Source organism: Flagellimonas algicola (genome assembly GCF_005937185.1).
Classification (GTDB): domain Bacteria; phylum Bacteroidota; class Bacteroidia; order Flavobacteriales; family Flavobacteriaceae; genus Flagellimonas; species Flagellimonas algicola.
Genome location: NZ_VCNI01000001.1, coordinates 1,053,269 through 1,065,834 on the forward strand (window position 1 = coordinate 1,053,269; position 12,566 = coordinate 1,065,834).

General features: G+C 41.7%; 13 protein-coding genes. 9 read left to right on the plus strand and 4 right to left on the minus strand.

The window, feature by feature from the left end:
* Nucleotides 1-729: an SAM-dependent methyltransferase gene (locus FGG15_RS04610; protein WP_138833682.1), complete on the plus strand. Its 729-nt coding sequence runs from the start codon at nt 1-3 to the stop codon at nt 727-729.
* A 51-nt stretch (nt 730-780) separates the two neighbouring features.
* On the opposite strand, the gene FGG15_RS04615 is transcribed toward FGG15_RS04610, so the two are convergent.
* From FGG15_RS04615 to dapF, 4 genes are all read right to left on the minus strand, one after another.
* Nucleotides 781-1,425 carry a hypothetical protein gene (locus FGG15_RS04615; RefSeq protein WP_138833685.1) on the minus strand — a complete coding sequence of 215 codons (645 nt, stop codon included), beginning with the start codon at nt 1,423-1,425 and terminating at the stop codon, nt 781-783.
* Between the two features lie 159 nt (nt 1,426-1,584).
* Nucleotides 1,585-2,628: an endolytic transglycosylase MltG gene (mltG, locus tag FGG15_RS04620; RefSeq protein WP_138833687.1), complete on the minus strand. Its 1,044-nt coding sequence runs from the start codon at nt 2,626-2,628 to the stop codon at nt 1,585-1,587.
* A complete protein-coding gene (locus tag FGG15_RS04625; protein WP_138833689.1) occupies nt 2,618-3,151 on the minus strand; it encodes a GNAT family N-acetyltransferase in 534 nt (177 codons plus the stop codon). The genes mltG and FGG15_RS04625 overlap by 11 nt, the downstream gene beginning before the upstream one ends.
* Nucleotides 3,145-3,918 carry a diaminopimelate epimerase gene (dapF, locus tag FGG15_RS04630; RefSeq protein ID WP_138835392.1) on the minus strand — a complete coding sequence of 258 codons (774 nt, stop codon included), beginning with the start codon at nt 3,916-3,918 and terminating at the stop codon, nt 3,145-3,147. Before dapF ends, FGG15_RS04625 begins: the two co-directional genes overlap by 7 nt.
* 133 nt (nt 3,919-4,051) lie before the next feature.
* On the opposite strand from dapF, the gene FGG15_RS04635 reads away from it, so the two are divergent.
* From FGG15_RS04635 to FGG15_RS04670, 8 genes are all read left to right on the plus strand, one after another.
* On the plus strand, nt 4,052-5,443 hold the full coding sequence (locus tag FGG15_RS04635; protein WP_138833691.1) for a trypsin-like peptidase domain-containing protein: 1,392 nt from the start codon (nt 4,052-4,054) through the stop codon (nt 5,441-5,443).
* Nucleotides 5,444-5,570: 127 nt separating this feature from the next.
* Nucleotides 5,571-7,019, plus strand: a complete 1,449-nt coding sequence (locus FGG15_RS04640; RefSeq protein ID WP_138833693.1) for a glyceraldehyde-3-phosphate dehydrogenase — start codon at nt 5,571-5,573, stop codon at nt 7,017-7,019.
* 106 nt (nt 7,020-7,125) lie between these two features.
* Complete coding sequence (locus tag FGG15_RS04645; RefSeq protein WP_138833695.1) at nt 7,126-7,728, plus strand: tRNA (guanine-N1)-methyltransferase; 603 nt, start codon at nt 7,126-7,128, stop codon at nt 7,726-7,728.
* Between the two features lie 24 nt (nt 7,729-7,752).
* Nucleotides 7,753-8,193, plus strand: a complete 441-nt coding sequence (locus FGG15_RS04650; protein WP_138833697.1) for a GNAT family N-acetyltransferase — start codon at nt 7,753-7,755, stop codon at nt 8,191-8,193.
* 33 nt (nt 8,194-8,226) lie between these two features.
* Nucleotides 8,227-8,901, plus strand: a complete 675-nt coding sequence (gene trmD, locus FGG15_RS04655) for a tRNA (guanosine(37)-N1)-methyltransferase TrmD (RefSeq protein WP_138833699.1) — start codon at nt 8,227-8,229, stop codon at nt 8,899-8,901.
* A 1-nt stretch (nt 8,902) separates the two neighbouring features.
* Nucleotides 8,903-9,220, plus strand: a complete 318-nt coding sequence (locus FGG15_RS04660; RefSeq protein ID WP_138833702.1) for a hypothetical protein — start codon at nt 8,903-8,905, stop codon at nt 9,218-9,220.
* Nucleotides 9,221-9,351: 131 nt separating this feature from the next.
* Nucleotides 9,352-9,702, plus strand: coding sequence for a 50S ribosomal protein L19 (rplS, locus tag FGG15_RS04665; protein WP_138833704.1), 351 nt, complete (start codon nt 9,352-9,354; stop codon nt 9,700-9,702).
* A gap of 623 nt (nt 9,703-10,325) precedes the next feature.
* The gene (locus FGG15_RS04670; RefSeq protein WP_138833706.1) at nt 10,326-12,548 is read left to right on the plus strand and encodes an NADP-dependent isocitrate dehydrogenase; all 2,223 of its coding nucleotides are present in this window, start codon (nt 10,326-10,328) and stop codon (nt 12,546-12,548) included.
* Nucleotides 12,549-12,566 lie beyond the last annotated feature (18 nt).

Here is a 12,566-nt window from a genome sequence, read left to right on the forward strand (position 1 = left end):
ATGGAAGAAAGCAAACCTGGCCTTGTTTTAGGTAAAGTCTATTTAATTCCAACCACCTTGGGAGACAATGCGCCATTGGAGGTGCTACCCATTTCCATTAAACGCACCATTGAAAACGTAAACCACTATGTGGTTGAAAATGAAAAGACGGCCCGGCGCTTTATTAAGAAAATAAGCCCTAACAAGCCTCAACCCAGTTTGCATATTGAAACGCTAAACAAATACACGGATCCTACGGTAATTCCATCATATTTGGATCCCTGTATCAGTGGTCATAATATTGGAATCTTGTCTGAGGCGGGTTGTCCAGGTATTGCCGACCCAGGTGCCGCGGTAATCAAAGTGGCCCATGAAAGACGCATTCAAGTGGTTCCGTTGGTGGGACCTTCTTCCATTTTAATGGCCATGATGAGTAGCGGGATGAATGGTCAGAGCTTTGCTTTTAATGGATATTTACCCATCGATACCCCCGAAAGAAAATCGAAACTAAAACAATTGGAACGCTTGTCCAAGGATACTGGGCAATCCCAAATTTTTATGGAGACTCCGTACCGAAATGGAAAATTGCTGCTTGAGCTTACTAAAACCTTACAAAAGCAAACCCGACTTTGTATTGCAACAGACATAACCTTCCCCACGGAATTCATTCAGACCAAAAGTATCCATGAATGGAGCGAAATAGATATAGACCTGAATAAAAGGCCCACTATCTTTATTATTCAGGCATAAAAAAAGCCCAAGGTTACACCTTGGGCCATATTACTTACTTCAAAAACTTAATTAAATTTTCGCATTTCTTTTTTGCTCAATGGAACAGATGTCAAATCCTGAGAATTTTCTCATATAATAAGAAATGCTACTTCCATAAGCGTCCGCAACATCATTCTTCCCATAGGATCTCAGGTATTTTTTTACGTTTCCGGCTCCAGCTAAATGGGCCGCGGCCAAAATACCTGATTCGGTGATAACCGTACCCCGGATTCGTTTCCCGTTGTACAATTTTATGTACCGTCTAAGTATCCATTTGTTCCTAGCAACATTAGTTTCAAAAACCTTTTCTTGCAATACAGGGTCATTCAGAAAGTTTCTGGAATCATTGACACCCAATAATTTAAGTGTTCCTACTCCAAACTGGTATTTTCCAAGATACCCCAAAGTATTAATAACGTCATATCTTCCTTGCGACTCCTTAAATGCCAAGGCTTCCTTAAAACCATTGTAAGCATTCCCCAAAAAAGGAGGGGTCACTAGGTCGTCTTCCTGGATTTCCAAAGGCTCCTCGAGCACTAGGGTCTCCACATTGATTCTTGTTTTCAACGAATTAGGAATCTTGTAGTCCACTTTTTTAGGAGTGGTATACGAGACAAAACTCGTTAAAATCACAATCATGGCAAGATGCAGTATAAAACCAATCCATCTTTTCATAATTCACATATTTAATGATTCAAAGCTTAATTGCTATGAAATTAAATTTGGCCGGCAAATATAGGGGGAGACTTCATTTTAACAATAATAAAGCTCATAAGAATTTCTTAATTGTGGCCCAAATAACGTTAAAAGGCTGAAAATTAACGGTAAAGGGTATTATCTGCGGACATTTTGCTGATTGAGCCAACGGATGTATTGCACCTTATTTCGGTTGTGTTGCGCCAAAGTTTCGGCGAACATATGGTAACCAAAGTTTGAAACATCCGCCACAAAATATAGATAGTTGTGTTTTTCGGGATTCAAAACGGCTTCTATGGAAGTTATATCGGGCATGGTAATGGGACCAGGAGGTACTCCAGCATTTTTATAGGTATTATATGGGGATTCAATCTCCAAATCCCGATACAAGACTCTTTTTATAATGGTATCATAATTTCCCGTCTCTTTTTTGATGGCAAAAATCACCGTTGGATCCGCCTGGAGCAATATGCCTTTTTTAATTCGATTTAGGTATACGCCTGCCACTCTTGGGCGCTCGTCAGATTTCACTGTTTCTTTCTGCACTACGGCTGCCAAGGAAATGGCCTCAGCAGGTGTCAAATTTTGCTTTTTGGCTTTCTCCAATCGGTCTTCGGTCCAAAACTTTTTAAATTCTTTGTGCATTCTATCCCGAAATCCATCGGCACTGGTATTCCAAAAGAACTCATAGGTATTGGGTAGATACATGGCCAATTTGGTATCCTCATCAAAACCGGATTCTTCCAAAAACTGGGTGTTATCAAAAGCTTTCAATAAGGATAAACTATCTGCTTCTATTTGTTCAGCGACCCTTCCCGCCAAAGCTGCCACAGATTCTTGATTATTGAAGGACACCCTTACCGGAATGTTTTGGCTTCTAAGGGTGTTGATCATGTCATTGTTGCTCATCCCCTTTTTAATGATGTACTTGCCTCCTTTTATGTTGGAAGAATATCCCTTCCGGTCTGCAACCGCCTCAAAACTGGACCAATCTTTTACCAGGGGTTCCAAATTTTTTCTAACATCCTCTAGGTTGGCATCAGAAGCAATGTATACAAAAGCCTCCTTATTGTTGAATTGGGTATTGGGACTAAAAATGGCGCTGTAAATTTGGTACGCAATAAAACCACAAACTACCAGGCCTAGAATGGCCGCCGCCCAGAGCACTCTTTTAAGATGCATTGACATTGATTTTTTGGAACATCAGTTCATTCTTGAACCCTTTGCTGGTTCTAATCCATTCCTTTTTAACCCCAATTTGGTCAAATCCCAACTTCTCGAACAAATGTATACTTGGTTTATTTTCCTCCAAAATATTGGCATAAAGTTGGTGAAGGTCCAACATGGTAAAGGCATAATTGCAAAGGATTTCGATAGCCTCTGCTCCCCAACCTTTATTCCTGTCCTCAGCTTTGGCAATTACAATTCCCATGCCCGCCCGTTTGTTCTTGGGGTCAAAATCGAATAAATCAATTAAACCTACACATTGGTCATCCAGCGTGCAGATGCATAGACGCAATTGCTTTACCTCAAAAATGTCCCTATGGGCGTTATCCAAATACAGCCGAAGCACTTTTTTGGAATAGGGCTTTAGCGTACCACTGATTTCCCAAATGGAGGTATCGTTTTCCAATTGGTACAGGAAATCCAAATCTTTGGGTTCCAAAGCTCTTAGATAAATATGTTTGCCGTCCAACTTCACCATGATACTTTACCATTGAATACCATTTGGGCAGGTCCCTGGAGATAGACATCTGTGTAAGAACCATTTTGCTGGTCAAAACTTATGGTCAAGTCTCCGCCTGGGGTCTTGATATTTACTTCGTTTGATGCGGTTTTCCCTGTTTTGTGCATGGCAATGGCCACGGCAGTCACCCCGGTACCACATGAAAGCGTCTCGTCTTCTACCCCTCTTTCATACGTACGAACCCCAAAGGTGTTGGAATCAGCTTGTTCCACAAAATTGATGTTGCTTCCAGCCTTGCCATAGAGTCCATATCTTAGTTTAGCTCCTTCTTTGGTTACATTGAATTTTTCCAGTTCATTGACCAGTTGCACGTGATGAGGAGAGCCGGTATCCAAAAAGCTATAAGCATCCTTTTGGCGAACTTCTTCCACATCGTGCATTTTTAGGGTAACAATGTCTCCCTTTATCGTCGCTGTATGAAGTCCATCAATGGCTTTGAAAGTGGTTTGTTCATCAATTATCCCCAGAATCCGCGCAAACGCCACCGCACATCTACCCCCATTCCCGCACATGCTTTGACTCCCATCCGAATTGTAGTAATCCATGTAAAAATCGGACGCATTATCATTTTCCAGCAAAATAAGTCCGTCCGCACCTACCCCAAATCGGCGATCGCACAGTTGCGTAATGATTTTGGTATTATTTTTGGGAAAAACCTCCTGGCGATTGTCGATAACAACAAAATCGTTCCCCGTTCCTTGGTATTTGTAAAAATCCAGTTGCATAATTCTCTGCAAAGGAACAAATATAGGGTATTCTTTAAGGAATTTTTTGTAGTTAAAACCGAGTTAAACCGACAAAGCCATTATAGGATTCATTTAATTTTGTTGAAGCTAAATGTTAAATTTTTACTGAATTATGAAAAGAATAGCCGGATTATTCCTGGTAAGCCTCTTTGCAGGTGCCATTACTTTGGGAGCATATAAATTATTTTTTGAAGAAGACAACTATAAATGGGTGCAGGCAGATCAAAATGTCCCAGTGCTAAGTACCAGTACCCTATCCACCTCGGCCAAAGGTGCCGGTATTAACGAAGTGGATTTCACCATAGCCGCAGAAAAGACGGTCAATGCCGTGGTACACGTAAAAAACTTGAGCACCAGTAAGGGTTCCAATAGTTTATCTGATTTCTTTTACGGATTTGAACGTCAGCAGACTCCACAAATCGGGACAGGTTCTGGGGTCATCATTTCGCCAGATGGTTTCATTGTTACCAATAACCATGTAATTGCCAATGCTAGCCAATTGGAAGTGACCTTAAATAGTAAGAAAACGTATGAAGCTGAGGTTATAGGTGCCGATTCCAACACGGACATCGCTCTTTTAAAGATTGATGTAGACCGCCCCCTACCTTATTTGGCCTTCGGGGACTCGGACAATTCCCGAGTTGGGGAATGGGTACTTGCTGTAGGTAATCCGTTTAGCCTTACCTCTACAGTTACTGCCGGTATTGTTAGTGCCAAGGCCCGTTCTTTGGGAAGAAACCAAAGTTTTATCCAAACCGACGCGGCCGTAAATCCAGGAAACAGTGGTGGTGCCTTGGTAAATACCAATGGCGATCTTATTGGAATTAATACCGCTATTACCTCCCAAACGGGCTCCTATGTGGGATATGCCTTTGCGGTGCCAAGTAATATTGCAAAGAAAGTTGTGGAGGACATCATGGAATTTGGAAATGTACAACGTGGTCTATTGGGGATTTCTGCGGCCAACGTCAATTCGCAAGCAGCAATGGAATTGGGCTTGGATGAAATTGAAGGCGTGTATATCTCCCAGGTTTCAGAAGATTCAGGTGCCGAGGAAGCCGGTTTGCGGGAAGGCGATGTTATTAAACAAGTGGACAATATTCTAGTTCGCAAATTCTCTGAACTCACTGGATATTTATCTTCCAAAAGACCAGGGGACACTGTGGATGTTGTTGTGGACAGGGATGGCAATAAATTGACCAAGAAAGTTACCTTGAAAAAACAGCAAACCGTCATTTTGCCTACCACCGGATTTATGGTAAAGAACCTCTCGGATGAGGACAAAAAGACTTTTGGAGTTAAAAAAGGTGTCAAGATTATTGATGTACCTGAAGGTTATGGAAGGTATGATTTGAAAAACAAGGTCATCATTGCAGTGGATGATAACGAAATTACCAACATAGATGATGCGCGTGAACATTTTGGGGAAATCTCAAGATATGGTCGCACAAGCTTCACTATGATCAACGAAAAAGGAGAAAAAGAGCGATTAATTTTGCAATAATCGCTTTTCTTTGAAGACTTGGAAAAGCACCCTTGACGGGTGCTTTTTTATTGTCAAAACCTTTTACGAAAACGTTTGAAATATATAATTTTGCCGCAAACTTAAATCGCTAACGCAACTAAATCCTATGGGAGATATCAAGTCTTACGAAAAAGAGCTTGCATTCCAAGCCGATCGGAGAAAAGCCACCACAGAATTCATCAAAATCATCAGTGATCTTTGGTATGACAAGGCCATTGAAGTGGTGCTTTTTAAAAACCAAATCATAGACAAGAATGTAAGTGACATCATCAACCTGCATGAGTATGCAGGTGAATTTGTCCAAAAACCCATTTCCATTTTTGATTCCGTGGAAATTCTTCGGGCCATTAACGATATCAACCTTCCCCCGGCTAAATTGGATATTGGAAAATTAACCTATGAATTCCATTCTGATGATAATACCCACCTTAATGTAAAAGCATTTGTGCTGGAAAAACTCAAGGATGCGCAGGCTTCAAAGGAAATCAAACCCAAAGATGTAGTACTTTATGGTTTTGGGCGAATTGGTAGGTTAGTTGCAAGAGAGCTTATGGCAAAGACCGGAAGAGGTAGCCAATTAAGACTAAGAGCTGTTGTGGTAAGAGGGGAATTGTCCCATGAAATTTTGGAAAAGCGTGCGGCCTTATTGAAAACAGATTCCGTCCACGGACAATTTATGGGCACTGTGGATGTGGATGCTGCCAATGATGCCTTGATCGTAAACGGAACCACGGTCAAGTTCATAAGCGCAGACAAACCAGAATCCATTGACTATACCAAGCACGGAATCTTCAATGCCTTGATTATAGACAACACAGGGGCCTTTAGGGATAAAGAAGCCCTCGCCAGACATTTGGAAGCCAAAGGCGCCAGTCGAGTTTTGCTTACTGCGCCAGGTAAAGAGGTTCCCAACATTGTACATGGTGTGAATCATTCAGAATTTGACCCTGAAAAAACAAAAATTTATTCCGCAGCTTCCTGTACCACCAATGCCATTACTCCAGTCTTAAAGGTCATAGAGGATTCCCTCGGTATCAAAAAAGGACATTTGGAGACCATCCACGCCTATACCAACGACCAAAACTTGGTTGATAATATGCACAAAAAGTACCGTAGGGGTCGTGCCGCTGCCTTAAACATGGTGATTACCGAAACTGGAGCAGGTGCTGCCGTTGCCAAAGCCTTACCTTCCTTAAAAGGCAAACTGACTTCCAACGCCATTCGTGTGCCCGTGCCCAATGGTTCCTTGGCCATCCTACATCTTGAGGTCAAGAACAAGACCTCCAAGGAAAGTTTGAATACCATATTGAAAAAGTATGCGCTGGAAGGGGATTTGGTGGAGCAAATCAAATATTCCCTGAGCAATGAATTGGTGTCCTCAGATATTGTCGGTGCCTCTGCCCCATCCATCTATGATAGCCAGGCCACCTTGGTTTCTGGGGATGGGAAAAGTGTGGTACTATATATATGGTATGATAACGAATATGGCTATTCGCATCAAGTGATTAGATTGGCCAAGTACATTGCAAAGGTTAGACGCTATACCTATTATTAAACAAATTTGGGGTGGGTAGGTGCTCCCGTGGGCAATTTTCTTTTGAATTTTAGTTTATTGGTGTAATTTCGCCCTACCCTTAATCTAAATTTAAAGAACATTGACCATGAGAAGATTACGATATTTATTCGCCCTAGCTTTACTAACCCCTTTATTGACTTTGTCCGCGCAACAAAGTAATCAGGATGAGGAAGATCCATCCTTGGTGGGCCAATTCCAGCGATTGGAAAAAAAATCCGGCAACTATAGGGCCAATGGTATTCGGTATGAGGTGATTCGCCTGGTTGATTTGAACCGAATCAAAGAAAACATATTTGATTCCATAAACACCGCCAATAAATCCATCAAAGATCTATCGGCTACCATTTCCAATAACAAATCTGAAATAGAAGACCTCAACACAAGACTGCAAGAAACCTCGAATAGCCTTAAAACGGTAACTTCGGAGAAAGATAGCATGTCCTTTTTTGGAGCTCAGGTAAGTAAAGGCACCTACAAACTGATTCTCTGGGGAATTATCGTTGGCTTGCTCCTTTTCTTGTTGCTGTTTATCTATAGATTCAGAAATAGTAACGTACTTACCAGTCAGGCCAAAGAGGCATTGGCGGATCTTGAAAAGGAATTTGAAGAGCACAGACGTCGTGCATTGGAGCGCGAGCAGAAAATTAGCCGACAACTTCAAGACGAGTTGAACAAAAACAAGAAGTAGCAAAGTCTACTTAAGGTTCTAAGCATGATTAAACAGGCTACGGCTTTGGATGTTGATCGTATCGCTCCCCTATTTGATGCCTACCGTGTTTTTTATGGACAGGAATCGGATGTAGAGGCAGCAAAGGTTTTTCTTTTGGAACGTTTTGAAAAGGGGGAAAACGTTATTTTTCTTGCCCTCGAAAATGATGTAGCCGTTGGGTTTACCCAGCTATATCCTACTTTTTCTTCGGTTTCCATGCAGCAATTTTACATTTTGAACGATTTGTTTGTTGCTCCTGAAGCTAGAAAAAAGGGTATTGGCGAACAACTGCTGAATCATGCCAAGGAGTTTTGCAAATTGAAAAACAGCAAGGGACTAACTTTGGAAACAGCGGCCGACAATCCAGCCCAAAAGCTGTATGAGAGGTTGGGTTGGGAAAAGGATGTGTCTTACCTACACTATTTTTGGAAAAACCCTAAATAGGGTATCCACAATACTTCTTTTATTTTTGTGCCCATGCGGATAGATATCATAACGGTTTTACCGGAGTTAATGCAAAGCCCCTTCAATGCTTCCATCCTTAAGCGGGCCAAGGAAAAAGGCTTAGTGGAAGTTCATTTCCACAATCTCCGCGATTATACCACCGGAAATTACAAGCAAGTAGATGACTATCAATTTGGGGGTGGGGCCGGGATGGTGCTCATGATTGAGCCCATTGACAAGTGCATCTCACAACTCCAGGCCGAAAGGGAATATGACGAAGTCATTTATATGACCCCGGATGGGCTCACATTAAATCAAGGGATTGCCAACGAACTTTCACTCAAGCAAAATGTAATCATTCTTTGTGGACATTATAAAGGAGTGGATCAACGAGTACGGGATATGTTTGTAACCCGTGAAATATCCATAGGCGATTATGTGTTGTCAGGTGGAGAATTGGCCGCCGCCGTTCTCTGCGATGCCGTTATACGATTATTGCCCGGAGTATTAAATGATGAAACTTCAGCCTTGACGGATACCTTTCAGGATAATCTACTGGCACCTCCGGTATACACCAGACCTTCTAACTACAAAGGTCAGGAAGTTCCAGAAATATTGTTAAGCGGGGATTTTCCCAAGATAGAAAAATGGCGGGAGGATCAGGCTTTGGAACGCACAAGTAAAAAACGACCTGATTTATTAAAATAATATGGACGATTCTTATACACTTTTTTTTGCCTTAGGTTCCATATTGGGAACGCTTGCCCAATTGGCCGTAATCGTGGGATGCATAGTTCTGGTGACCAAACAAAAAAATGGAGGTACCCTGCTCATGCTGATTGGTAGTATACTAACCCTGGTTTTTAACGTTCTCAATTTCTCGGGAACCCTTTTTGCAGGGCACAGGGGTGCAGATTCCATTTTGTCCTGGACAAAGGTATTTGCTGTTATTGGGCCGTTGCCCTACATCCTATTTGGTATAGGTCTGTTGGTTTATGCAATCGGTCATGTCCGAAAATCGGCGTAAGACGGGTATCATTTGTAAAATGCAAAAAAGCCCTTGTCAATTCTAAATATTGCATTACTTTTGCAATCTCAAAATCAACCTCTGACGAAACTCGTGAAAGTTGGTCTTGTAAAACATTAAAAAAGCATATCATGGAATCCTTAATAAAATTTGTTGAAGACGAATTTGTTCCAAAAAAAGACTTTCCAAAATTTTCAGCTGGTGACACGATCACGGTATACTACGAAATTAAGGAAGGCGAAAAAACACGTACACAGTTCTTTAAAGGAGTGGTAATTCAAAGAAGGGGATCGGGAGCCACTGAGACCTTTACTATCAGAAAAATGTCGGGAACCGTTGGGGTGGAAAGAATTTTCCCTATCAACATGCCTGCACTTCAACGTATTGAGGTCAACAAAAAAGGTAAGGTTCGTAGATCCAGAATCTTCTACTTTAGAGGGCTTACCGGTAAAAAGGCACGTATCAAGGAAGTTCGGGGATAAACCCACTTTCCTTATCAAAAAATCAGGCACCCAAATTGGGTGCTTTTTTTATGAACAATTGTTAATAACCATGGTTCATACATTGTTGATTTTTAATCGCTTACAAAATTTGGATATCTGACAGTTTATTCTAATTTAGTCAAACAAATACGAAGGAGAGCAATCGAGCTCGTGTTTGGTTTTAAAGTTGACGTTCTTTAAAAACTGATGTTTCCCTTTAGAATTGGTAACACTACTGATCACAAAAGGAATTTCGAAAGAGGTAACGCCTCGGTGTAACCTAAATAGAAATGAGAAGTCCTATGTGCGGGCGAGAGAGCAATTTTTCGTTTTGATAGGGTTTAGGAAATTATTAGGACACTTTACAAGATGTTGTTTAGTTGCAAAATTAAAAGCATAGTGTTGAGTAAACGTCAAAGGAGCAACGGATGCAATCAATGGTTGCAATTTTGCGGCAACGCAAAATAAAATCTTTTAGCTCTTTTCAGAAAGCCATATCAATGTTTCGACATAGGTATGGCTTTTGTTTTACAATCCCTCCAAAATCACACTTTTCGATAAATCCCTTAGTATACCAACAGCCATAAATTGTATATTTGCACCGCTCAAATAAAAACACCTAGATGGCCAAGATTTTTTATACAAAGACGGATGAAGCCCCAGCTTTGGCAACTCAGTCATTTTTACCCATTGTAAAAGCATTTACAAATACCGCAAACATTGAAATTGAAACCAAGGATATTTCCTTGGCCGGTAGGATTGCAGCGGTATTTCCAGAATTTTTAACCGAAGAACAACAAATTTCGGACGATTTGAAAATCTTGGGGGATTTGGCCAAAACCCCAGAAGCCAACATCATAAAATTACCCAACATCAGTGCTTCCATTCCTCAATTGAAGGAAGCTATTGAAGAGTTGCAGCAAAAGGGTTACAAGTTACCAGACTATCCGGATGAGCCACAAAATGCCGACGAAAAAGCCATCAAGGCGCGATATGACAAAATCAAAGGTAGCGCAGTAAACCCGGTCTTAAGGGAAGGGAATTCGGATAGAAGAGCCCCGAAAGCCATTAAAAACTACGCCAAGAAAAATCCACACACCATGGGTGCTTGGTCCCCCGATTCCAAGACCCACGTTGCCACCATGGATCATGGGGACTTCCGAAACAATGAAAAGTCATTGACCATGTCCAGTGCTGATGATATTCGCATTGAATTGGTTGATGCCAGTGGTAATGCAACTATCCTAAAGGAGAAAGTAGTCCTTCAAAAAGGTGAGGTCATAGATGCCACGGTGATGAGCAAAAAGGCTTTAGTAGATTTCCTGACTGAGGAAATTTCTGGGGCCAAAAAAGATAACTTACTACTCTCGCTGCATTTCAAGGCTACGATGATGAAAGTTTCCGACCCCATTATTTTTGGTCATGCATTGGAAACCTATTTCTCGGAATTATTTAATCAATACCGGAGTACTTTTGAGGAATTGGGCATAAATGCCAACAATGGTTTGGAGACTTTACTGGATAAATTGCAGGAACTTCCAGCCGATAAAAGAGAAGAAATACAAAAGGCCATCGTCAAGAACATTGAAAATGGTCCGGATTTGGCCATGGTAAATTCTGATAAGGGAATTACCAATCTACATGTCCCTAGTGACGTAATCATCGACGCTTCCATGCCGGCCATGATCAGAACTTCGGGGAAAATGTGGAATAAAGATGGCGAGCTTCAAGACACCAAGGCCATTATTCCAGATAGTAGCTATGCTGGTGTTTATCAGGCCACAATTGATTTTTGCAAAGAAAATGGAGCCTTTGACCCAACAACCATGGGTACTGTTCCCAACGTGGGTCTAATGGCACAAAAAGCCGAGGAATACGGCTCCCATGATAAGACTTTTGAGATTCCGACAGCAGGAACCGTTCGCGTGGTCAGCAATTCCAACAATAGTACGCTTCTAGAGCATGCTGTGGAGGAAGGTGATATTTGGAGAATGTGTCAAGTTAAGGATGCCCCCGTACAGGATTGGGTAAAGCTTGCAGTTTCCAGAGCTAGTGCGACCAATACCCCTGCTGTATTCTGGTTGGATAAGAATAGGGCGCATGACGCTGAATTGATCTCCAAAGTCAATGCGTATCTCAAAGATCATGATACCAACGGTTTGGAAATTCACATCCTCTCCCCTGTTGAGGCAACTAAATTCACTTTACAACGGGTAAAAGAAGGTAAGGATACGATTTCCGTCTCCGGAAATGTACTGCGTGATTATCTAACGGATCTGTTCCCAATTTTGGAGGTTGGCACCAGTGCCAAAATGTTATCCATAGTGCCCTTGATGAATGGCGGAGGTCTATTTGAGACAGGAGCTGGAGGTTCTGCACCAAAGCATGTGGAGCAGTTTTTAGAAGAAGGTCACCTGCGATGGGATTCCCTTGGGGAGTTCTTGGCATTGGGTGTTTCCTTGGAGTTCTATGGAGAAAAAAACAATAATAAAAAAGCTTCTGTTTTGGCCGATACGTTGGACAAGGCCACAGAAAAGTTCTTGGACAACGATAAATCCCCTTCCCGTAAAGTAAATGAGCTAGATACCCGCGGAAGTCATTTTTACCTTTGCCTCTATTGGGCCGAGCAGCTCGCAGAGCAAAATGAAGATGCGGAACTCAGGGCTATTTTCAGCAACATTTCATCCCAGCTCAATAGCAATGAGGCAAAAATTGCACAAGAGTTGATTGATTCTCAGGGTACAAGTATGGACATAGGTGGTTACTATCTTCCTGATTCGGATATGGCGACAAAGGCCATGAGACCCAGCGAAACTTTGAATACAATACTTGCTGGACTAAGCTAATTCTACTTTTGTCAATCA

Coding starts and splice junctions, on each gene's coding strand:
- FGG15_RS04645 (WP_138833695.1), top strand. CDS start 7,126: ATGAGAAGATTACGATATTTATTCGCCCTAGCTTTACTAACCCCTTTA.
- FGG15_RS04625 (WP_138833689.1), bottom strand. CDS start 3,151: ATGGTGAAGTTGGACGGCAAACATATTTATCTAAGAGCTTTGGAACCC.
- FGG15_RS04615 (WP_138833685.1), bottom strand. CDS start 1,425: ATGAAAAGATGGATTGGTTTTATACTGCATCTTGCCATGATTGTGATT.
- trmD (WP_138833699.1), top strand. CDS start 8,227: ATGCGGATAGATATCATAACGGTTTTACCGGAGTTAATGCAAAGCCCC.
- FGG15_RS04650 (WP_138833697.1), top strand. CDS start 7,753: ATGATTAAACAGGCTACGGCTTTGGATGTTGATCGTATCGCTCCCCTA.
- FGG15_RS04635 (WP_138833691.1), top strand. CDS start 4,052: ATGAAAAGAATAGCCGGATTATTCCTGGTAAGCCTCTTTGCAGGTGCC.
- FGG15_RS04610 (WP_138833682.1), top strand. CDS start 1: ATGGAAGAAAGCAAACCTGGCCTTGTTTTAGGTAAAGTCTATTTAATT.
- rplS (WP_138833704.1), top strand. CDS start 9,352: ATGGAATCCTTAATAAAATTTGTTGAAGACGAATTTGTTCCAAAAAAA.
- dapF (WP_138835392.1), bottom strand. CDS start 3,918: ATGCAACTGGATTTTTACAAATACCAAGGAACGGGGAACGATTTTGTT.
- FGG15_RS04640 (WP_138833693.1), top strand. CDS start 5,571: ATGGGAGATATCAAGTCTTACGAAAAAGAGCTTGCATTCCAAGCCGAT.
- FGG15_RS04660 (WP_138833702.1), top strand. CDS start 8,903: ATGGACGATTCTTATACACTTTTTTTTGCCTTAGGTTCCATATTGGGA.
- FGG15_RS04670 (WP_138833706.1), top strand. CDS start 10,326: ATGGCCAAGATTTTTTATACAAAGACGGATGAAGCCCCAGCTTTGGCA.
- mltG (WP_138833687.1), bottom strand. CDS start 2,628: ATGCATCTTAAAAGAGTGCTCTGGGCGGCGGCCATTCTAGGCCTGGTA.